This window comes from Roseibium aggregatum IAM 12614, assembly GCF_000168975.1.
Classification (GTDB): Bacteria; Pseudomonadota; Alphaproteobacteria; order Rhizobiales; family Stappiaceae; genus Roseibium; species Roseibium aggregatum.
On sequence record NZ_AAUW01000007.1, the window covers coordinates 74,168 to 94,835 of the forward strand.

21 protein-coding genes are annotated in these 20,668 nt (G+C 57.4%); 6 read left to right on the forward strand and 15 right to left on the reverse strand.

Translation table 11 applies throughout. The features are described 5' to 3' along the window. Window positions 1-37: 37 nt before the first annotated feature. The gene (mazG, locus tag SIAM614_RS10995; protein WP_040439963.1) at window positions 38-859 is read left to right on the forward strand and encodes a nucleoside triphosphate pyrophosphohydrolase; all 822 of its coding nucleotides are present in this window, start codon (window positions 38-40) and stop codon (window positions 857-859) included. Window positions 860-1,005: 146 nt separating this feature from the next. On the opposite strand, the gene hflX is transcribed toward mazG, so the two are convergent. The 9 genes from hflX to dusB form a co-directional block, all read right to left on the reverse strand. Then, window positions 1,006-2,331, reverse strand: coding sequence for a GTPase HflX (hflX, locus tag SIAM614_RS11000; RefSeq protein ID WP_456153876.1), 1,326 nt, complete (start codon window positions 2,329-2,331; stop codon window positions 1,006-1,008). Window positions 2,332-2,406: 75 nt separating this feature from the next. After that, entirely contained in the window at window positions 2,407-2,664 is a 258-nt protein-coding gene (gene hfq, locus SIAM614_RS11005; RefSeq protein ID WP_173006241.1) for an RNA chaperone Hfq, read from the reverse strand. A 187-nt stretch (window positions 2,665-2,851) separates the two neighbouring features. Next, entirely contained in the window at window positions 2,852-3,715 is an 864-nt protein-coding gene (locus SIAM614_RS11010) for a D-amino-acid transaminase (RefSeq protein ID WP_006934517.1), read from the reverse strand. 103 nt (window positions 3,716-3,818) lie between these two features. Beyond that, a complete protein-coding gene (trkA, locus tag SIAM614_RS11015) occupies window positions 3,819-5,195 on the reverse strand; it encodes a Trk system potassium transporter TrkA (RefSeq protein ID WP_006934518.1) in 1,377 nt (458 codons plus the stop codon). A gap of 49 nt (window positions 5,196-5,244) precedes the next feature. After that, window positions 5,245-6,612 (reverse strand): nitrogen assimilation response regulator NtrX, encoded by a 1,368-nt coding sequence (ntrX, locus tag SIAM614_RS11020; protein ID WP_006934519.1) that lies wholly within the window; start codon window positions 6,610-6,612, stop codon window positions 5,245-5,247. Then, window positions 6,602-8,863 (reverse strand): sensor histidine kinase NtrY-like, encoded by a 2,262-nt coding sequence (locus SIAM614_RS11025; protein ID WP_006934520.1) that lies wholly within the window; start codon window positions 8,861-8,863, stop codon window positions 6,602-6,604. Before SIAM614_RS11025 ends, ntrX begins: the two co-directional genes overlap by 11 nt. A 366-nt stretch (window positions 8,864-9,229) precedes the next feature. Further along, window positions 9,230-10,669, reverse strand: a complete 1,440-nt coding sequence (ntrC, locus tag SIAM614_RS11030; RefSeq protein WP_006934521.1) for a nitrogen regulation protein NR(I) — start codon at window positions 10,667-10,669, stop codon at window positions 9,230-9,232. A gap of 2 nt (window positions 10,670-10,671) precedes the next feature. Further along, window positions 10,672-11,811 (reverse strand): two-component system sensor histidine kinase NtrB, encoded by a 1,140-nt coding sequence (locus tag SIAM614_RS11035; RefSeq protein WP_050789367.1) that lies wholly within the window; start codon window positions 11,809-11,811, stop codon window positions 10,672-10,674. Between the two features lie 8 nt (window positions 11,812-11,819). Then, window positions 11,820-12,824 carry a tRNA dihydrouridine synthase DusB gene (dusB, locus tag SIAM614_RS11040; protein WP_006934523.1) on the reverse strand — a complete coding sequence of 335 codons (1,005 nt, stop codon included), beginning with the start codon at window positions 12,822-12,824 and terminating at the stop codon, window positions 11,820-11,822. Window positions 12,825-12,994: 170 nt separating this feature from the next. Here dusB and SIAM614_RS11045 point away from each other — a divergent pair, with 170 nt between their 5' ends. The 5 genes from SIAM614_RS11045 (at window position 12,995) to SIAM614_RS11065 (ending at window position 16,515) form a co-directional block, all read left to right on the forward strand. Next, window positions 12,995-14,248, forward strand: a complete 1,254-nt coding sequence (locus SIAM614_RS11045; RefSeq protein WP_006934524.1) for a bifunctional 2-C-methyl-D-erythritol 4-phosphate cytidylyltransferase/2-C-methyl-D-erythritol 2,4-cyclodiphosphate synthase — start codon at window positions 12,995-12,997, stop codon at window positions 14,246-14,248. Window positions 14,249-14,254: 6 nt separating this feature from the next. After that, window positions 14,255-14,764, forward strand: coding sequence for a CinA family protein (locus tag SIAM614_RS11050; RefSeq protein WP_006934525.1), 510 nt, complete (start codon window positions 14,255-14,257; stop codon window positions 14,762-14,764). 104 nt (window positions 14,765-14,868) lie between these two features. After that, entirely contained in the window at window positions 14,869-15,333 is a 465-nt protein-coding gene (locus tag SIAM614_RS11055; RefSeq protein ID WP_006934527.1) for a hypothetical protein, read from the forward strand. Between the two features lie 171 nt (window positions 15,334-15,504). Beyond that, window positions 15,505-15,981, forward strand: coding sequence for a hypothetical protein (locus SIAM614_RS11060; RefSeq protein ID WP_006934529.1), 477 nt, complete (start codon window positions 15,505-15,507; stop codon window positions 15,979-15,981). A gap of 99 nt (window positions 15,982-16,080) precedes the next feature. Continuing rightward, window positions 16,081-16,515 carry a hypothetical protein gene (locus SIAM614_RS11065; protein WP_006934535.1) on the forward strand — a complete coding sequence of 145 codons (435 nt, stop codon included), beginning with the start codon at window positions 16,081-16,083 and terminating at the stop codon, window positions 16,513-16,515. Window positions 16,516-16,533: 18 nt separating this feature from the next. Here the strand turns inward: SIAM614_RS11065 and SIAM614_RS11070 are convergent, their stop codons facing one another. The 6 genes from SIAM614_RS11070 to lpdA form a co-directional block, all read right to left on the reverse strand. Beyond that, entirely contained in the window at window positions 16,534-16,986 is a 453-nt protein-coding gene (locus SIAM614_RS11070) for a type II toxin-antitoxin system RatA family toxin (protein ID WP_006934536.1), read from the reverse strand. A gap of 29 nt (window positions 16,987-17,015) precedes the next feature. Next, entirely contained in the window at window positions 17,016-17,990 is a 975-nt protein-coding gene (gene lipA, locus SIAM614_RS11075; protein ID WP_006934538.1) for a lipoyl synthase, read from the reverse strand. A 56-nt stretch (window positions 17,991-18,046) separates the two neighbouring features. Next, window positions 18,047-18,487: an acyl-CoA thioesterase gene (locus SIAM614_RS11080; RefSeq protein ID WP_006934539.1), complete on the reverse strand. Its 441-nt coding sequence runs from the start codon at window positions 18,485-18,487 to the stop codon at window positions 18,047-18,049. Further along, window positions 18,484-18,723 (reverse strand): GlsB/YeaQ/YmgE family stress response membrane protein, encoded by a 240-nt coding sequence (locus tag SIAM614_RS11085; RefSeq protein ID WP_006934540.1) that lies wholly within the window; start codon window positions 18,721-18,723, stop codon window positions 18,484-18,486. The genes SIAM614_RS11080 and SIAM614_RS11085 overlap by 4 nt, the downstream gene beginning before the upstream one ends. A gap of 31 nt (window positions 18,724-18,754) precedes the next feature. Further along, the gene (locus SIAM614_RS11090) at window positions 18,755-19,003 is read right to left on the reverse strand and encodes a GlsB/YeaQ/YmgE family stress response membrane protein (RefSeq protein WP_006934541.1); all 249 of its coding nucleotides are present in this window, start codon (window positions 19,001-19,003) and stop codon (window positions 18,755-18,757) included. Between the two features lie 178 nt (window positions 19,004-19,181). After that, window positions 19,182-20,630 carry a dihydrolipoyl dehydrogenase gene (gene lpdA / locus SIAM614_RS11095; RefSeq protein ID WP_006934542.1) on the reverse strand — a complete coding sequence of 483 codons (1,449 nt, stop codon included), beginning with the start codon at window positions 20,628-20,630 and terminating at the stop codon, window positions 19,182-19,184. Window positions 20,631-20,668 lie beyond the last annotated feature (38 nt).

The window sequence follows — 20,668 nt, forward strand, 5'->3', positions numbered from 1 at the left end:
CATCCAGGATCACAAGAAGACAGGATGCTTTCCCTCCATGACTCCCAGCCGAGATATCTCCCGCCTGATTGAAATCATGGCCGCGCTCAGAACGCCTGTGACCGGTTGCCCCTGGGATCTGGAACAGACCTTCGCAACCATCGCGCCCTATACGCTGGAAGAGGCCTACGAAGTCGCGGATGCCATCGCCAAGAACGATCTGGTGGAGCTTCGCGAGGAGCTCGGCGATCTGCTGCTGCAGGTGGTCTACCATGCACGGATGGCGGAAGAAGAAGACCACTTTGACTTTGGCGATGTGGTGCAAGCCATCACGAAAAAACTGATCCGCCGGCACCCTCATGTTTTTGGTGACGAGAATGGTGAGAAGGCGGAGCATGTCAAAGGGATCTGGGAACGAATCAAGGCCGAAGAACGGGCAGAAAAGCGCGCAGCCAAGCAGGCACTCGGTATTGAGGAAGAACAACAGGGCTTTCTCGATGACATACCAACTGCCTTCCCTGCCCTTCAGGAGGCCGAAAAGCTGCAGCGGCGCGCGTCAAAGGTAGGTTTCGACTGGAACGACGCCAGACTTGTCCTCGACAAGATCCGAGAAGAAACACACGAGTTGGACGAGGAACTCGCCAAGCCCTCCCCAGACAAGGACCGGATCTCCGATGAACTCGGCGATACGTTGTTTGCCCTCGCCAACCTTGCCCGGCACCTGGACATTGATCCGGAAGAAGCTCTTCGCCGCACCAACCGGAAGTTCCGCAAGCGCTTTGCGGCCATTGAAGACCAAGCGGTACAGACGGGCACAACGCTTGCAGCGATGATGCTGGACGAAATGGAAGCGGCCTGGCAAGCCGCGAAGACCAAATAATCCTCCCGGCTCATACCGATTTTGACCGCTTTTGCCTGACGAGAGCATGTCGCATTTTATCGGATTCACTTTTCATCGTCTGAAATCAGAGATTTCAGCGCAAAAACCGATAAAAGATTTATTCACTTAAACGCGACACGCTCTGGCTAAAGATAAGCCGCATAAAGCTCGCGGAACGGGCCGCGCTGCTTGTCGGAAACGCGCACTTCCGCCGTCACGAAGTCCTCGGCATCTGTGCGTTCCAGCACTTCGGCCATCTGATAGAGTTTCGCCAGCAGCGCGCCGTCAGCCACAGGTATCTTCACGGTCAGAATGTCGTCATGCTGCGCCATGAAGGTATCGACACGGGTATAAAGCTGCTCTATGCCCTCGCCCGTCAACGCGGAAAGGGCGATCGGCCCCTCATCGCCCGCGTCCTCCAGCAACTTTTCGCGGTAGGCCGGATCGAGACAATCGATCTTGTTCCACACTTCGATGATCGGCGCGCCCGTCAAGGCATCGACACCAAGATCCGTCAGCGTCTTCTTGACGTCCTCGGCCTGTGCTTCAGTATCTGGATGCGAAATGTCCCGCACATGCAGAATGAGATCCGCTTCCAGAACCTCTTCCAGTGTCGCCCGGAAAGCAGCCACCAGATGGGTCGGAAGGTCAGAAATGAAGCCGACCGTGTCCGACAGGATAATTTCCTTGCCATGGGGCAAGGCGACCTTGCGCAACGTCGGATCGAGCGTCGCAAACAGGAGATCCTTGGCAAAAACGTCGGACTCGGTCATCCGGTTGAACAGCGTCGATTTTCCGGCGTTGGTATAACCAACCAGCGCGACAACCGGCTGCGGGATCTTCTTGCGCTTCTTGCGGTGCAGGTCACGCGTCCGGCGAACCTGTTCAAGCTGCTTCTGCAGCGCAATGATACGATCCTGAATCTGGCGGCGGTCAGCCTCGATCTGAGTTTCGCCGGGACCGCCCATGAACCCTGCCCCGCCACGCTGACGTTCAAGGTGGGTCCAGGACCGCACGAGACGGCTTTTCTGCCAGGTCAGATGCGCGAGATCGACCTGAAGCCGACCTTCCTTGGTGCGCGCCCGGTCACCGAAGATTTCCAGGATCAGACCGGTGCGGTCGATCACTTTCGTCTTGAGACGGCGTTCAAGGTTGCGCTGCTGAACAGGAGTGAGAGGATGGTCGATGACGACGAGATCGAGATCCTCGCTCGCGACGATACCGGCGAGTTCGGCGACCTTGCCGTCTCCGAACAGCGTCGCAGGCTTGGGGCTATTGACCCGGACAACACCGGAATGGGCGATATTGAGATTGATGGCGGCGCTCAGACCGAGCGCTTCTTCCAGACGTGCTTCCGGACTGCGGTTACCACGAAGGTCTGCCTGGCTGGATTCGCCACGCAGTTGTAGAACCGGCTCCAAAATCATTGCACGAAAGGGCTGGGGCAGACGGTCAACCCCAGTATCCTTTATCCGTAGCGATTTCTGGCCAGGTTCTTCGGAACCATTGGATTTAGAAAAATCGTCTGCGCGAGACTTCGGTTTCAATCAGCTTGCCTTTTCAGCGTTTTCCTCTGCCTGATCGAACAGTTGAACAGGTCCGTTTGGCATAATTGTGGAAATCGCATGTTTGTAAACAAGCTGGGAGTGCCCATCACGACGCAGCAGAACGCAGAAGTTGTCGAACCATGTCACGACACCCTGCAACTTCACACCGTTGATCAGAAAAATCGTCAGAGGAGTCTTTTGCTTGCGAACGTGATTTAGAAAAGTGTCTTGAAGATTTTGTGCGCGCTCAGCCATCAGTCTTTTTATCCTATTTGCCCCGGATGCGGCCGAGCATCCGGCGTTTCAGCAGCATACCGTCAAAAGCCGTTCAGTATCAAAGGCTAAGGTTTGACGCACCGCCCGCTTTTCGTGTAGCCCACCAGTCAAGACCGTCTGCCTCGGTCTGAAACAGTTTCGAATTTTCGGCCCAATGAGGCCAATCGACTCATACCGCCTGCAAATCAGTAGCAGTATGGAACAATTCGCGCAATCGGGTTGCAACGTATCCAGGATGACCGTTTCCGATAATCTTGCCATCCAAACGTGTCACCGGCATCACGACAGTAGTGGCCGCCGTAACGAAGGCCTCCTTCGCGTCGAACGCTTCCTCTAGGCTAAACGGCCTTTCCTCAAACGTCAGCCCTTCCTTTTGTATGAGATCCAGAATCACTGCGCGGGTTATTCCCCGAAGGATGCCGCTTTCAGCCGGCCGGGTAACCAGAACGCCCTCCTTGGTGACGATCCAGGCGTTGGTCGATCCGCCCTCGGTGACATTGCCATCGGCGTCCACATACCAGGCTTCCTTGCCACCGTGTTCCTTGGCGTTCTGCTTCGCCAGCACGTTCGGCAAAAGAGCGACCGTCTTGATATCGACGCGCGGCCACCGGTTTTCAGGATAGCTGACAACCGAAATACCCTGTTCCGCCTGCGCTTGCGCAGCGGCTGGGCTGGACGAACGGGCCGTCACGACGATCGACGGCGCCACATGTGCAGGCGGGAAGAAATGATCACGCTTGGAAACACCGCGCGTCACCTGAATATAGACCAGTCCGTTGCGGACAAGGTTCCGACGAACCACCTGATGAAGCACGAACTCCACGGCCTTGCGCGCCATCGGCCAGTCGATACGCAGCTCGCTCAGGGATCTGCCGAGGCGATCCAAATGCCGTGGCACGTCGACAATCTTGCCTTGCCAGACTTCACAGACTTCATAAACGCCATCGGCAAATTGATATCCGCGGTCTTCAACATGCACCGCAGCATCGGCGTGACGAACATATTGGCCGTTGACATAGGCAATCCGGCTCATGGTTCCTCCAGGACAGGACGGTTCGAAACGAACCGATTGGTATTTTTGAAAGTTTTGGCCTTTTGATCACACAAAAGCAAGGTCAGAAAGAAGCCAGTCAGCCTTAAAAGAAGTCAAGACTCACACGGAACATTTGTTCGACCTGACGCACACGGTTCGCAACTGCGAAGATCACGATACGATCCTGTGCCTGGATTTGAAGGTCTCCGTTGGGCGTAAGCACCTCACCACCGCGGAAAACCGCACCAATGCGGATGCCGGACGGAAGATCAATGACCCGAAGCGGCTTGCCGACCAGCGGCGACGTATCAAGCGCCTCCGCCTCTACAATCTCAGCAGCACCGTTCTGAAGCGAATGAACGCCCCGGATGCGGCCACGACGTACGTGTTGCAGAATACGCGAGATTGTAACGGCGCGCGGATTGATGAACGCATCGATCCCCAAGGCATTGGCAAAAGCCGGGTAGCTCGGGTTGTTCAGAAGCGACAAGGACCGCTTGCAGCCAAGTTTCTTCGCCATGACAGACGACAGAATATTGACTTCATCCTCGTTGGTAAGAGCCACGATCGTATCGGCGTCGCCGGCATCGGCTTCATTCAGGATCGTCTGATCCAGCGCACTGCCATGCAGGATGACCGATCGCTTCAGCTCATCGGCAACGGCCATCGCCCGCTCCCGCGACGCTTCGATCAGCTTGATCTTCGTGCCGGATTGACGCTGTTCGAGTGCTTTGGCGACATAAAGCCCGATATTGCCCCCGCCGCAAATCACGACACGGGCCGCTTCCGGCTCCTCGTGCCCGAAAATGCTCAGCGTCCTGCGCACCTGGTCGCGGCGGGCAACCACATAGGCAAGGTCTCCGGTCAGGATGGAATCGCTGCTCTTGGGAACAAACAGTCTGTTGTTGCGGTAAAGGCCGACGACAACGGCGCCGAGGTCCGGAAAGAGCTCGGTAAGCTGCCGCAAGGGCGTGTCCACGACCGGGCAGTCTTCCTCGCACATGATACCGACAACAACGACCTGATCATCGGCAAACCGGACTGTCTCAACGGCGCCCGGAAGAGCCAGACGGCGCAGAACCATCTCACCAACTTCAATTTCCGGGGAAATGATCACGTCGATCGGCATGTGGTCGCGCGAGAACAGATTGCGCCACCGCCCCTGCAGGTAGGACTGCGCCCGGATCCGCGCGACCTTTGTCGGCACGTTGAAAAGCGAATGCGCCACCTGACAGGCCACCATGTTGACCTCGTCATAAAGCGTGACGGCAACGATCATATCGGCTTCTTCGGCACCGGCCTGCGCCAGAACGTCCGGATGCGCACCGTGTCCGACGAAGCCACGCACGTCGAGCTGATCGCCAATCGCGTTGATCAGTTGCGGCGAAGAATCGATCACAGACACGTCGTTCTGTTCCGCAGCGAGTCGCTCGGCAATGCCGTAGCCCACCTGTCCCGCGCCACAAATCACGATTTTCATGGAAAGATCCCTTCCCGCCTTGCCGTTACCTATCGCTTCCCGAAGAGACTCAGGTCATGCCCAGGGTTTTCAACTTCCGGTGAAGCGCAGACCGTTCCATACCGACAAATTCGGCAGTCCGCGAGATGTTACCGTCAAATCTCTTGATCTGTGCCTGCAGATATTCACGTTCGAAGATCTCACGCGCTTCGCGCAACGGCACAGACATCAGGTGTTCACCCGTCCCGGAGCTGGGCAGGCTCGGCAGCGTTTCGCCAATCTCGGCGGGCAGAAGATCCGCGGTGATGGTGCTGTCTGGATCGCCGCGGCTCAGAATCATCAGGCGTTCGACATTGTTGCGCAACTGGCGCACGTTGCCCGGCCAGTCGTGCGTTTGCAGAACTGCCATCGCATCATCGCCAATCGGTCTTTGCGGAATACCCGAAGCGCCGGAGATCTGGGTCATGAAATGCTGCACCAGAACTGGAATGTCTTCCCGCCGTTCGGCAAGCCCCGGCACGCGCAGCGGGACCACGCTCAGCCGGTGATAAAGATCCTGACGGAACAGACCGGAGGCTATGTGTTCTTCGAGGTTCTTGGAGGTCGAGGACAGGATACGAATATCGACCTGAACCTTCTGCGTGCCCCCGACGCGGGCAAAGCTCTGTTCAACGAGTACCCGCAGGATCTTTCCCTGCGTCTCGGCGGGCATATCGGCGACCTCGTCGAGGTAAAGCGTGCCGCCGTGCGCTTCTTCGAGCGCGCCGATCTTGCGCAGATTGCCGCTCTCGTCCTCGATCCCGAAGAGTTCCTCTTCCATGCGTGAGGGCGTAATCGTCGCGGCGTTCAGCACCACAAACGGGCTTTTGGCGCGCGGCGACATGTCGTGGATCATCCGGGCCGCGCGTTCCTTGCCGGCCCCGGAAGGTCCAACGATCAGGATACGGCTGTTCGTCCCGGCAATCTTTTGAATGGTCTGTCGCAGATTGTGCGCAGCAGAGGAGTTGCCGATGATTTCGCTGGTCTCACCGCTGCGCTGCTTCAGGTCGCGAATTTCCCGCTTCATGCTGGAGGCTTCAAGGGCCCTCTCGACGATATGGACCAGGCGATCGGCCTTGAACGGCTTCTCGATGTAATCGTAGGCGCCGCGCTTGATCGCGGAAACAGCCGTTTCGATGTTGCCGTGGCCGGAGATGATCACGACAGGCATTTCAGGATCTGTTTCACGGAAGATATCGAGCAGCGCCAAGCCGTCGAGACGGCTTCCCATCAACCAGATATCCAGGATCACCAGTGAAGGTTTGCGCTCCTTCACTGCGGCCAGGGCGCTGTCGGAATCGTGTGCGGTCCGCGTTCCGTAGCCGTCATCATCAAGGATGCCGGCGATCATCTCGCGAATATCGGTTTCGTCGTCTACGACAAGAATATCATGCGCCATGGGCAGTCACAGTCTGGTGTTGCAGGTCGGTCTCCGCCTCGATCTCGGCATGAGCTGCCAATGTCAGTCGAACGAGCGTGCCCGTGTCCTCAGGTTTGGTTTTGGGGGCATCGAGCAATTCGATGCCACCGCCGTGGTCTTCCAGGATCTTGCGGACGATGGCCAGGCCAAGGCCCGTCCCCTTCTCCCGGGTTGTCATATAGGGTTCCAAAAGCCGGCTGCGATTTTCTTCCGGCAGACCGATGCCATTGTCGATGACGTCTATCACGATCCGGCCGCCTCCTTCGGCTTCGCCGCGCAGATGTACCGTCACCTTGCCCTTGGGCAGATTGTCGCCGGTGCGCGCGCTCACTGCTTCCGCCGCGTTCTTGACCACATTGGTCAGGGCCTGTCCAACCAGACGGGCGTCGAAAACGGCCTTTACGGGGCTGGAGGGCACATCGGCGGAAATGCTGATTTCCGGATTTGCCACCGACTGCATGAAAGCTGCGTCCCGCACAGCCTCTCGCAGGTCACCCGGCATTTTCTTCGGTTTGCGCATCCTGGCAAAAGAAGAAAACTCGTCCACCATCTGACCGATATCGCCAACCTGCCGCACAATCGTATCGATACATTGATCGAAGACCTCCCGGTCCTCCTCGATACGCTTGCCGTATCGGCGGCGAATTCGCTCGGCGGACAACTGGATAGGTGTCAGCGGGTTCTTGATTTCATGGGCAATACGCCGGGCAACGTCAGCCCAGGCCGAATTCCGCTGCGCCGAAACCAGATCGGTAATATCGTCCAGCGTCACCACGAACCCATGCTCGCGCCGGGTCGATTGTTCCCGGGTGATGCGGACGTTGATGGTGCGCAGGCGCCCGCCCCGCGTAATCTCGATCTGCGTTTCGGGAACCCTGTCTGTCTCATTTTTCAGGACATCCGAAATGCACTCGTCAAGTTCCGGCACCACTTCAACCAGCGACTTGTTGAGGATCTGGACCTCGTCAAGCTGCAGCAACTCCAGCGCGGAGCGGTTGATCAGCATGATCGAGGCTTCGTCGTCAACGCCGATAACACCGGTGGAGACGCCCGACAGCACGGCTTCATTGAAGCGGCGGCGGCGGTCGATCTGTTCGTTGGCAGCCAGCAGCGCGTCGCGTTGTCCAAGGAGCTGCCCGGTCATCTTGTTGAAGGTCTCGCCCAGGTTGGCAAGGTCTCCGCCGGACTTCTCTGTTGGCACCTTGACGATGAGATTGCCTCTGGACACCTCGTCTGCCGCCGATATCAGCGTTCGGATCGGGGAGACGAGCCGGTTGGCAAATCCGAACCCGATCCAGATTGCCGACAACAGCAGAACCAGTGCCACCCCCAGATAAACGAGCGCGAAGGCAACCTGAACGCCGAAGCGACTGTTCTCCATCTGCTGGTACTGGGAAGCTCCCGTTTCGGCCAGACGGAGATATTCGACCACACGCGGGTCAATGGCACGCACGGCATAAAGATAGAAATTGTCATAGGCCGACAATTTCATGACCCCACCGACCAGATTCGAACTACCAGGCGCAATCAGGATCGGATCTCCGGATTTTGCCTTGAAGAAACTGTCGGCCGGCGGAAGCGGCACTTCTGCCTTGGGATCGATGACGATACGGGTGACGACCTCACCATTCTCGTTGAGAATGAACGCCGCAAGAATACCGCGAAGCGAAACCTGCGTTGCGAAGAACTGATCGAAACGGGTCGGCTCGAATTCGTAAACTGCCTTTGCCCGGTCAATGTCATTGGTCATGGCGATCAGGTCACCGCGCAGAACCCTGGCATGTTCCTGAAGATAGGCCTGAGCAACGGTCAGCGCATTGTCGATGATCTGGCGGGTCCGATCCTCGAACCAGCGGTCAAGGCCACGATCCAGCGTAATCGCCGCCAGAATGGCCATAAGTACGGCGGGAACCGCCGCAACGACACTGAAAAGAGCCACGACCCGAACGTGAAGACGCGCAGCGGCCCGTCCACGCCGGCGCGCCTGCCAGAGCTTCAGGATCTCGAAGGCAATAACACCCAGTAGGATCGCTGCAAGCGCACCGTTGATCGTCATCGCGACCGTGATGACATCCCGGGTGGGATCGATGGACGTCAAGCCCATCAGGATGACGAAGGTGACCCCGATGGAAACAAGAGCAAGCAGAATGATCGCAAGCCCCACCCGCCGCCAGAACTTTCCTGCGGCGCTTGATTGCGCGACGGGCTCTTGTACAGCTTCCAGTATCATACGGTCTCAATTGCCTTACGCCCGCAAAAAGCGAGCTGTCATGCTTAATTTGCGGCAAACTTATCACACAATGTTGCGAAATTGCGACAGACGCAAAGTGACGTCAGAAAATTGCGGTGGACAGACCATCACTTTATCGTAGAGATCTGATTTCATATGTCTTTTTAAAGCAATATGTCGCCCCTCACCGTTGATCCGCATTGGGGTCCGACAGCAGTTTTGTCCCGTGAGACCGGCAGGTCTTACGGTTTCACCGAAGGTCTCGAACTGATTCACTCAGATGCCAGACGCGGCGTCATCGCTAAAAAAAATTGCGGCCAGACCTTCCGGTCTGACCGCTGTGTCATTCGGTCTTGTCTCGACAGGCTATCGGGTGGACCGCATCACCTGAATGTCGAGATCTCGTATCTTCTTGCGCAGCGTGTTCCGGTTAACGCCGAGAAGTTCCGCCGCCTTGATCTGGTTGCCCCTGGTGGCCGCCAGGGCCGCGCTGATCAGCGGATACTCAACCTCCCGCAGAATGCGGTGATAGAGGCCCGGAGGCGGCAAGGCGTCGCCGAACGTGTCGAAATACCCGGAAAGATAGCGTTCGACCGACCCGCCGAGATTGATCGTCTCCTGGGTCTCCTCTTCCATCGGTGAGACCGACGGCTGGCTCAGTTCCTGCTCCAGCAGGTTTTCGCTGATTACATCCTGCGGATAGAGCGCGGCCAGACGGCGAACGAGGTTTTCAAGCTCGCGTACGTTGCCAGGCCAGCGATACCGGCGCAGCAGATTGAGCGCACCCTGGTCAATCTGTTTGGCCGGCAGGCCTTCCTTTTCCACGAGCGCAAAGAAGTGCCGCACCAGATCCGGAATGTCCTCAACGCGTTCGCGCAGCGGCGGAAGGCGGATAGGAACAACATTCAGGCGGAAATAAAGATCTTCGCGGAAAAGACCCTGATTGATCAGGTGTCTCAAGTCCTTGTTGGTGGCGGCGATGATCCGGACGTCAGTCTTGATCGGCGTACGACCGCCAACGGTGGTATATTCACCCTGCTGCAAGACGCGCAGCAACCGGGTCTGGGCTTCCATCGGCATGTCGCCGATTTCGTCCAGAAACAGCGTGCCGCCGTCGGCCTGTTCGAACCGGCCGGAACTGCGGTTCTGGGCACCGGTAAAGGCCCCTTTCTCATGGCCGAACAACTCGGCCTCAATGAGATCTCTTGGAATGGCTGCCATATTGATCGCCACAAACGGGCCATTGCGCCGCTTGCCGTAGTCATGAAGGGCACGCGCGACAAGCTCCTTGCCCGTACCGGATTCGCCGTTGATCATGACCGTCAGGTCGGTTTGCATAAGCCGCGCGAGAACCCGGTAGATCTCCTGCATGGCGGGAGAACGCCCGACCAGAGGCATGCCCTCGCCGGCATCATCCAGGTCGACCGCCGGCCGTTTCTTCGGCTCTTCCAGGGCGCGCTGGACAATGCTGGTCAACTCCTTCAGGTCGAAGGGCTTGGGCAAATATTCATAAGCCCCCTTCTCCGAGGCCTTGATGGCCGTCATGAAGGTGTTCTGCGCGCTCATGACCAGGACCGGCAACTCCGGCCGCATCTTTTTCATGCGCGGCAGAACATCGAAGATATTCTCATCCGGCATGACCACATCGGTGATCACAAGGTCGCCATCGCCGGAAGAAACCCATCTCCAGAGCGTTGAGGCATTGGAGGTCAGCCGCACCGTATAGCCAGCCCTCGAGAGGGCCTGGTTGAGAACGGTTCGGATGGCTGCGTCGTCGTCTGCAACTAAAATCGTGCCCGTCGGCATGGTTACTCGGTCCCTCTGCTGGTCCGGTCGGACGAAGCCGTGCTGTCGCCCGTGAAAGCGGGCATCAGAATGCGGAAAACGGTCTTCTGGCGTTGGCTGTCACACTCGATGACACCGCCGTGGTCGCCGATGATCTTGGCAACAAGCGCAAGACCCAGGCCCGAGCCGTTGGTCTTGGTCGTGATAAACGGTTCAAACAAATGGGGAAGCAGATCTTCCGGAACCCCCGGTCCATTGTCCTGGACACAGAATTCCAGCGGCAGGCTGACCTTTTCGTCAGTACCGGGTACAGACAACCGAACCCCCGGACGAAACGCTGTCGTGACACGAATTTCGCCGTCAGGATCATCGCCTATTGCTTCACTGGCATTCTTGATGAGATTCAGGAACACCTGAATAAGCTGGTCCTTGTTGGCATAGACAGGCGGCAAGGAAGGATCGTAGATCTCGACGATGCGTTTGCCGCGGGCAAAACCTGAATCCGACAGGCGCTTCACGTGGTCCAGAACCACATGAATATTGACGGGTTCTCTCTCGATCGGCCGCTCGTCGGAAAAAACCTCCATCCGGTCGACGAGTTTCACGATCCGGTCAGTCTCATCCATGATAAGACGTGTCAGCGCCCGGTCTTCGGCAGGAACCGATTGCTCAATCAACTGAGCTGCACCGCGAATGCCGGACAGCGGATTCTTGATCTCGTGCGCAAGCATCGCGGCAAGGCCGGTTACCGTGCGGGCAGCTCCCCGGGAGGTCAGTTGTCGGTCGATCTTCTCGGCCATGGTGCGTTCCTGGAACATCAGCACCACCGCGCCCGGCCGCTCGGCAACCGGAGCTGCGTTGATGTCCACCACCTTGGGCGCTCCGATACGCGGTGAACCGATGTCGACCTTGTATTCATTCACCGGTGCACTGCGCTCGCGCACCTGGTCTATCAGGGTCAACAAAGGGCTGCCGAAGGGAACAAAATCACTGATCGGATGGCGGCGGAGCACAGACACGCTGGACCGCATGAAAATTTCTGCGGCCATGTTGGCCGACTCGATCACACCATCAGGTGCAACCAGAAGCACAGGGTGTGGCAAGGCATCCAGTATTGTCGGCCCGTCACTGGCAAGCGCGGCCGTACGGCCTGTCTGAGACATGGTGTCCTTCAAGCTGCTGTCCGTATGTTCGAGGAAGAAAGCCAATCGTTTGCGAGCCGGATAACTTCCGACGGCTGATTGGACGTCATGAGGGTCTTGCGGACAGGTCCGGGAATATCCGCATTGCCAGCGGTCACCGCCTCGTCCAGATACCAGCCGAGGTGCTTGCGCGCGATGCGAACGCCTTGCCGCTCGCCATAATGGCTCAAGACCGCCTCGTAGTGCTCTGCCACCAGTTCAGCCAGCTCAGCTCCCCTGGGCGCTTCCAACTTTTCGCCAGTTGCGAGAAAGTGACCGATATGACCGGGCAACCACGGGCGCCCATACGCGCCCCGGCCGATCATCACGCCATCTGCACCGGAAAGCTCCAGCATGCGCAAGGCATTTTCAAAACCCTTGCAATCGCCATTTGCGATCAGGGGAACGGAGATTGCTTCCTTCACGGCAGCAATCGCCCGCCAGTCTGCATTGCCCTTGTAGAACTGGCAGCGTGTCCGCCCATGAACGGTGATCAGCTTTATTCCGGCCGCCTCGGCACGGCGCGCCAGTTCCGGCGCGTTGAGGCTCTTGTCATCCCACCCCAAACGCATCTTGAGCGTGACCGGAATGTCGACCGCTGCAACGGTGGCCTCAATCAGCGTCAAGGCATGATCCAGGTCCCGCATCAGTGCAGACCCGGAGTATCCGGACGTGACCTTCTTGGCGGGACAACCCATGTTGATATCGATTACATCAGCACCAAGACCCGCAACAACTTTAGCAGCTTCGCCCATCCATCGAGCCTCGCGGCCGGCGAGCTGAACAACGTGAAGTCCCTTGTCCTGCGCTTCCGCACGCATCTGCGTTTCGGCATCGCCTTTGACAAAGGATTCGCTTGCGACCATTTCACTGACGACCATGCCGGCGCCATATCGGGCAGCAAGCCGGCGGAAAGGAAGATCGGTCACGCCGGACATCGGCGCGAGCATTGCCGGGTTTGCGAGTTGATACCGGCCAATCGTGAGCATTTTCATAGACGGCGACACAGCGTCTCTTTTCTGCTTATTGACTGTGCAGATTCATAATTGCCTATATTGTAGACAAGTTTCGCAATGCAACAAGTCAAAATTTGCGGTTCGAGCAGGTTCATAGGTAAAGACGGTTCAAAGCTGACGGTTTGATGCAGAGCATGAGGAGCCCGTTAATGACAAAAACCGCTGCCGCCCTAGTCGTTGCCGCAGGGCGTGGCACCCGTCTTGCGGGCTCCGGCGATGCGTTACCCAAGCAATACAGGCCGCTGGCTGGCCGTCCGGTGCTGACCCATACACTGAATGCACTTGGGAATCACCCCCGGATCTGCCGTGTCGTAACCGCGATTCACCCCGACGATGTGAGCCATTTTTCTGAAGCGGCCGCAGGTGTTGATCCAGGTTGTGCCCGCAAGATTGGGCCCGCTGTCTTTGGAGGGGCGACCAGACAACAATCGGTTCTGGCCGGATTGAAGGCACTCGCTCTTGAGGGATTTGATTTCGTCCTGATCCACGACGCAGCAAGACCGTTTCTTCCTGCCGCCGTGATCGACCGCTTGCTTGAACGCCTGGATGCCGGAGATGAGGGCGTTCTCGCGGCCTTGCCGGTTGCCGACACTTTGAAAAAGGCGGACCCAACCGGCCGCTCGATTGAAACTGTCGACAGAACAGGGCTCTGGGCAGCACAGACACCCCAGGCATTTTCCCTGCAGCGCATTTTGACGGCACACGAAAAGGCCCTAGCAGCCGGTAAAACCGATTTCACCGACGACACGGGCCTTGCGGAATGGGACGGGATGACCATTGTCCTGACAGAGGGCGATCCAGCCGCGTTCAAAATCACAACCGCCGCTGACCTGCGGCGCGCAGAACAACAAGCCGAGTTACAAATGTTGTCCACCATTTCCGCCTCGCCCTTGCCGCTCTCGGCTCTTGCCGATGTCAGAACCGGGATCGGCTACGACGTTCATGCCTTTGAGGACGGCGACGCCGTCATATTGGGCGGAGTGGCCATTCCGCATACGCAAAAACTCAAAGGCCATTCCGACGCAGATGTTGTTCTGCACGCCATCACCGACGCAACGTTGGGCGCCATCGGTGATGGAGATATCGGTCAGCACTTTCCACCAAGCGATCCGCAATGGAAAGGCGCGTCTTCCGACAGGTTTCAACAGGACGCGATGCGCCGCCTGTCCGAGCGTGGCGGAAGGCTGGCCCACATAGACGTCACCATCGTATGTGAAGAACCGAAGATAGGTCCGCACCGCGAGGAAATCCGCGCATCGATTGCCCGGGTCTGCTCCGTGCCAGTCTCCAGGGTTTCGGTCAAGGCGACGACGTCGGAACGCCTCGGTTTCACAGGCCGCAAGGAAGGCATCGCAGCCCTGGCTAGCGTGACGGTTCGCCTGCCTTTTCAGGATGAGGACTAGACACTAATGACTGAGACATCCCCAAAAAGTCTGGAGGAGCTCGCACCTCTGACAATCGCCGTGCTCGACGGGCTGATAGCGGCCGGAAAAATGGTGGCGACTGCTGAATCCTGTACTGGTGGGCTTATCTGCGGAGCACTCACGGAAATCGCCGGGTCCTCAGCGGCTGTGGACCGAGGCTTCGTGACCTATTCCAATGAAGCAAAGACCGAAATGCTCGGAGTGCCAAAGGTCCTCATCGACACCCACGGTGCCGTCAGCAAGGAAGTCGCCATCGCAATGGCCGAAGGTGCACTTGCCCGCTCCAATGCGGATGTCGCGGTCTCCGTAACCGGCATCGCGGGGCCTGGTGGCGGCAGCGCCCAAAAACCTGTCGGCACAGTTCATGTTGCGGTCGCGGCAAAGGATCGACCGACGGATCATGTCCACTGCTGGTTTGCGGACAATGGCCGGCAATCGATCCGGCTGGCGACGGTCAGGACTGCACTCACATCGATTTTAAATGCAATTTCCTGAGTAAACGCTCATTAACGCTCGCCGAAGTTCGCGCTGGGCAACCAATTGGTCATATGTATATTTCGGGGAACTTGACCTCAACGTAACTCAAGATCCGAACCTATATGTTGAAACCAGCGACCATTCTGGCTGCATTTTTGTGCGCAGGCTCCACCGCATTGGCAGGTGCCATTCCTCAGCCCGGCGATTTCTACCTGATTTCACGTGACCGCGGCGGCCACTTCGTCGGCAGCCACAAGCTTTTTACCGATTACGCCCACGGACTGAACAAGGTCTCTTATTGTGAGCGCAGCTATTTCGTGCGCAGTCACTCCGTCGCCTGGACACAGGTTGAATCGGAACGTGGAAACACCGTTCAGGTGGAATTCAACTTCGGCCGCGGCTGGCGCCCTATCTGCGGCAACCCCGAGCAACAGGTAAAGCTTGAGGATATCGGCATCACGGTTAGCGCACGCGATCTGCTTGCCGAGTCGGACGAACCTTCTGCGCCGCAAAGCCGCCTTTCCGCGATCGGGGCAATGTTCAGCAATACTTCCGAGGAAGGGCACGCCACCTATCACACGCACTGAAACCTGGCCTCTCGGCGCCTTTTTTCAGAAAATTACCTAAAGAAATCAGCAGCTTTCAAATTTTAGTAAAACTCATTTCCTCCACGAAATCTCTTTTATAAACACTTGCCGTATAGTCACCATAAGCAAGAACCAACGCGCGAAATGATTTCGCGGTAAAGGGAACGGGATATGTCAATCCAGCGTGCGCTTCTTGCAGGAGGTGCCTTCGTCCTTGCTTGCGCAACTGCGCAGGCCGGCAGCACGACGCCGAAGCCGGGCGACACTTATATAATTTCACGCGACGGCAACAAGCTGTTCCGCGGTTCCCACCGTATCTATGACCGGATGGCGGACGGATTGGTGCAAGTTCAGTATTGCGGCAGATCCTACTGGGTGCGCTATGCAACCGTTGCCTGGACGCAGCTTGAAGTGCAGCAGGAATACGAAGTTCGCGTGGAGTTCAACCGGGGCAAGGGCTGGCGCCCGATTTGCGATCACCCTGAAGAGCAGGTAACGCTCGAAGACCTCGGCGTACAGGACGATCCGCGGCTTGTCGTTCAAAACGACGGCAGCACCGTTAATCGGGTAAACCGTTTTTCCGTCATCCGCGAAGCCTTCAAGACAACGAGCGGCGACAGCGCTGCCAAGTCGTATCACGGCAACTGATAAAAGCCGGCACCCGGCCGGTAAGGCTCGGGTAAGCTGGTCAGCTTAGACTTTCAACAAGAACAGGTGACAAGACGCGCAGAAAAAAAGGACCCAGACATGAAACGCGCTCTCGCGTTCTTCGCAACTCTGATCGCTGCTGGTAGCACGTTGACCGGCAACGCATACGCTCAGAGTGATTTTTATATCAGGTCCCAATACTCAAATGGCACGTTCACCGGTTTTCATGAAATCCTGACCAAACCCAAAGAAGGCTACTACAAGGCCAGCTATTGCGACCGCACGTTCTGGGTCTCCTCCAACACGGTCATCTGGACGGAAGAAGAGGCTGCCGCAGGCCGGGACCTTGTCGTGGAAGAGAATGTCGGCTCCAGCCGCACGCCTGTCTGTACCGATTACACCTCCTTCGCAACGCTAGAAAGCCTTGGTCTGAAGAAGAAGGAAATTGAGCAGATCCGCCGCAAGGCGGAACCGCTCGACATGCAGTCCAGCCGTATCCGCATCATTCGCGACGCCTTCAAACAGTTCAAGTAAATCGGCAGGAACCAGACCTCAGGTACCGTAAACCTGATCTGCCCTGGCTTCAAAGGCGCTGGAAAACTTCCTGAAAGCTTTCTCGAACATGACACCCATGAGAGAGCCGAGTGTCTTGCTGCGGAATTCATAGGAAATATAGAAGCCAACGGTGCAGGCGTCCTCACCTGCGTCCTCGAAGGTCCACCTGTTTTCCAGGTGCTTGAACGGCCCATCAAGATATTCCACCAGGATCGTCCGCTCCTGCGGACGCAGTTCAACGCGGCTGGTGAAGGTTTCCTTGAACAGCTTGTAGGCAACCGTCATGTCGGCCACCAGCACCGTTCGCCCGCCATCCAACTCCTTGCGTCCACGAACATGCAGATCCTGGCACAGTGGTACGAATTCGGGATATCGCTCAACGTCGGCAACAAGGCGGAACATTTCCTCCGCCTTGTGGTTGACCTTATGGTCGGATGAAAAACTGGGCATACGGTGTCCAGTGTCCTGTTGCTTTGGCGTTAGTGGCCGAGCTTTGCTTTACGGGCTGCGCGAAGATCCGCGAAATCCTCACCAGCATGGTGTGACGACCGCGTCAACGGGCTGGCCGACACCTTCAGAAAACCTTTCGCATAGGCAATGCGTTCATAGCCCTTGAATTCCTCCGGTGTCACAAAGGACACGACCGGATGGTGCTTTTTCGAAGGTTGCAAATACTGCCCGACCGTCAGGAAATCGACATCGGCGGCTCTCAGGTCGTCCATCAACTGAAGCACTTCGTTCCGCACCTCACCCAGCCCGACCATTATGCCAGACTTGGTGAACATCTCCGGGTCCAGCTCCTTGACCTTCTGAAGAAGGCGGATCGAGTGGAAGTACCGAGCCCCCGGTCGTACAGTCAGATATTTCGACGGTACGGTTTCGAGGTTGTGGTTGAAGACGTCGGGCTTAGCCGCAACGACAATCTCCAGTGCGCCGTCCTTGCGCAGGAAATCGGGCGTCAGAACCTCAATGGTGGTCGACGGCGCAGTCTTGCGAATGGCAGCGATCACATCGGCGAAATGCTGCGCGCCGCCATCGTCCAGATCGTCCCGATCGACAGAGGTGATCACCACATGCTCAAGCCCCATGGCAGCAACGGCATCCGCTACGCCCTGGGCTTCCTTGGGGTCGACAGGACCCGGCATGCCGGTGCGCACGTTGCAAAAGGCGCAGGCGCGAGTGCAGGTATCGCCGAGGATCATGAAGCTGGCGTGTTTCTTGGACCAGCATTCACCGATGTTCGGGCATCCCGCCTCTTCGCAAACCGTGACAAGATTGTTCTCGCGAACGACGTTCTGCGTTTCGCGATACACCGGAGACGTCGGCGCTTTGACGCGAATCCATTGCGGCTTGCGCTGGATCGGATTGTCCGGACGGTGAGCCTTTTCCGGATGGCGCGGGCGCGCTTCGGATTGCTGCTGCGGGCGATTGAGCGTGTCGACGATCGTAACCATGGACCTTAAGTGTCGTTATTCAGGTGAAAGGTCAAGACGGATTAGCGTTAAGCCAGCTATGTGCTGAACGCAGGTCCGGTCAGTTCATGAAGCCGCTTCCTGGCGCGTTCGGAAAGCGGCTGGGACTTGCGCGTCTCCTCGTTCATCTGGACGATGACCGTTACGGCCTGTGCGACCGGTTTTCCATCCTGAAAAACCTTCTGGAACAGCTTGAACGAACTGCGCCCGACGTCAACAACGACAGTGCCGATCTCCACGTCACCCGGCCAGTTGATTTCCGCAAGAAAGTCCAGTTCCAGACGCGCGATCACGAAAGCCGCGTTTTCTTCCGCCAATGCCTCGTTGTAAAGCAACTCGACACGGCCGGTCTCCAGAAATGTTGCGAAAACGGCGTTGTTGACGTGTCCCTGCCGGTCCGTATCACCGTAGCGAAGCTTGTCCCCCGCCGTCAGAGCAAAATCGTCCAGACTATCGAATTTGTCCTGCCCTGCGTTCACTTGAAAACCTTCTTCCAGATGAACAGGAACAGGATAGAGCCCAGAACGGCGATAATCAGCCGATCCAGAATGCCGCCTGTCATATGCAGATTGAAGAGATGCGCCAGCTCACCGCCGACAAGCGCTCCGACGAGACCGACGACAAGACTGCCGATAAAACCACCACGGCTGTTCAGCACCCGGTGAGCAACGGCGCCCGCAATCAGGCCGATGATGATTGTGATGATCCACCCCATCGCGGGCTCCTAGTTCAGAAAATTCGTTTGGTCAGGCGATCAGTCGCGCCAGAAGAACAACGACAATCGCTCCAATGGCAGCCACGACGATTTCATTGACGTAGACATTGCCCAGATTGACGTTGATACCCGCAAGCTTGAACAGGAAACCGCCGACAAACGCGCCGATGAGACCGCTCACGAGGTATCGGATCAGACCACCGCCGCCAACGACGACGCTTGCAAGCCAGCCGGCAATAATGCCGATTGCGACCCAGATCAGAATTGTTTTTACATCCATGACTGACGGCTCCTTTCAGCCTTTACCCAAACGGCCTCACGTTACCCATTTCAGAAGACGCGTCCAGCAATGATGTCTCGATTGGCCTTCAGGCCCGCGAAACCCCTTCGACTGTTTTCTGATTTGGGGGGCAGCAAAAGGAAGATGGCCCCGGCAACTTTTCCGGGGCCGACTGGGATCAGGCGTTCAGCACTCTGCCGTACGCGTCGAGCACCGATTCCTTCATCATTTCCGACAAGGTCGGATGCGGGAAGATCGTGTGCATCAGTTCTTCTTCGGTCGTCTCGAGGTTCATGGCGACAACGAAACCCTGGATGAGTTCGGTAACCTCGGCGCCGCACATGTGCGCGCCGAGAAGTTCACCGGACTTCTTGTCGAAAATGACCTTGATCATGCCATTGTCCTCGCCAAGCGCGATTGCCTTGCCGTTGGCATTGAACATGTAACGCCCGACACGGATTTCGCGGCCCTGTTCCTTGGCTTTTGCTTCGGTGAGACCGACGGAGGCGACCTGCGGGTTGCAGTAGGTACAGCCCGGTATCTTGCGATGATCCATCGCGTGAACGCCCGGAACTTCTGCAATCTTCTCGATGCAGATCACACCTTCATGTTCAGCCTTGTGGGCCAGCATCGGCGGACCGGCGACATCGCCAATGGCATAGATTCCGGGAACGTTGGTACGGCCGTATTCATCGATGACAACACAGCCACGATCGGTCTTCACGCCAAGCGCTTCCAGACCGATGTTTTCGATATTGCCCTGAACGCCGACGGCGGAAATCAGGTGGTCAGCCGTAATCTGGCTCACCTTGCCGTCCTTGGTCTCCACATGGGCGGTAATAGAATTTGCCGCCTTGTCAACCTTCGTCACCTTGGCTTCGGTAATGATCTTCAGGCCGCGTTTCTCAAGAGCCTTACGGGCGAACTTCGAGATTTCCTCGTCCTCGACCGGCATCACGTTGGCCATGAGTTCGACAACGGTCACGTCAACGCCCATGGAACGGTAGAAGGACGCGAACTCGATACCGATCGCGCCGGAGCCCATGACGACCAGCGACTTCGGCATCTTGGCGGGTTTCATGGCCTCGAAATAGGTCCAGATCAGCTTACCATCCGGTTCGATGCCCGGCAGCGAGCGTGGACGGGCACCGGTCGCGACGATAATATGCTTGGCCGTGTAGGTGCCTTCGCCCTTCACGCCTTTCGGGATCGGGTTCTGCGGCTCGACAACAGGCTTGGAAGATTTTCCGACTTTGACTTCGCCCGGTTTGGTGAGCTTGGCTTCCCCCCAGATCACGTCGATCTTGTTTTTCTTCATCAGAAAGCCGACGCCGCCGTTCAGCCGAGCGGACACGCCGCGTGAACGCGCGACGACATCCTTGACGTCGGCCTTCATGGTGCCTTCCAGGGTCAGGCCAAAACTCTTGGCATGGTTGGCATGGTCCAGGATTTCGGCAGAGCGCAGCAGAGCCTTTGTCGGAATGCAGCCCCAGTTGAGGCAGATACCCCCCAGGTGCTCGCGTTCGACAATCGCGGTCTTGAAGCCCAACTGGGCGGAACGGATAGCGGTCACATAACCACCCGGCCCCGAGCCGATGATGATCACGTCGTAATTGGTATCAGCCATGGTGTTGTTCCCCGGCGATTGAAGTCATCGATTGAAAA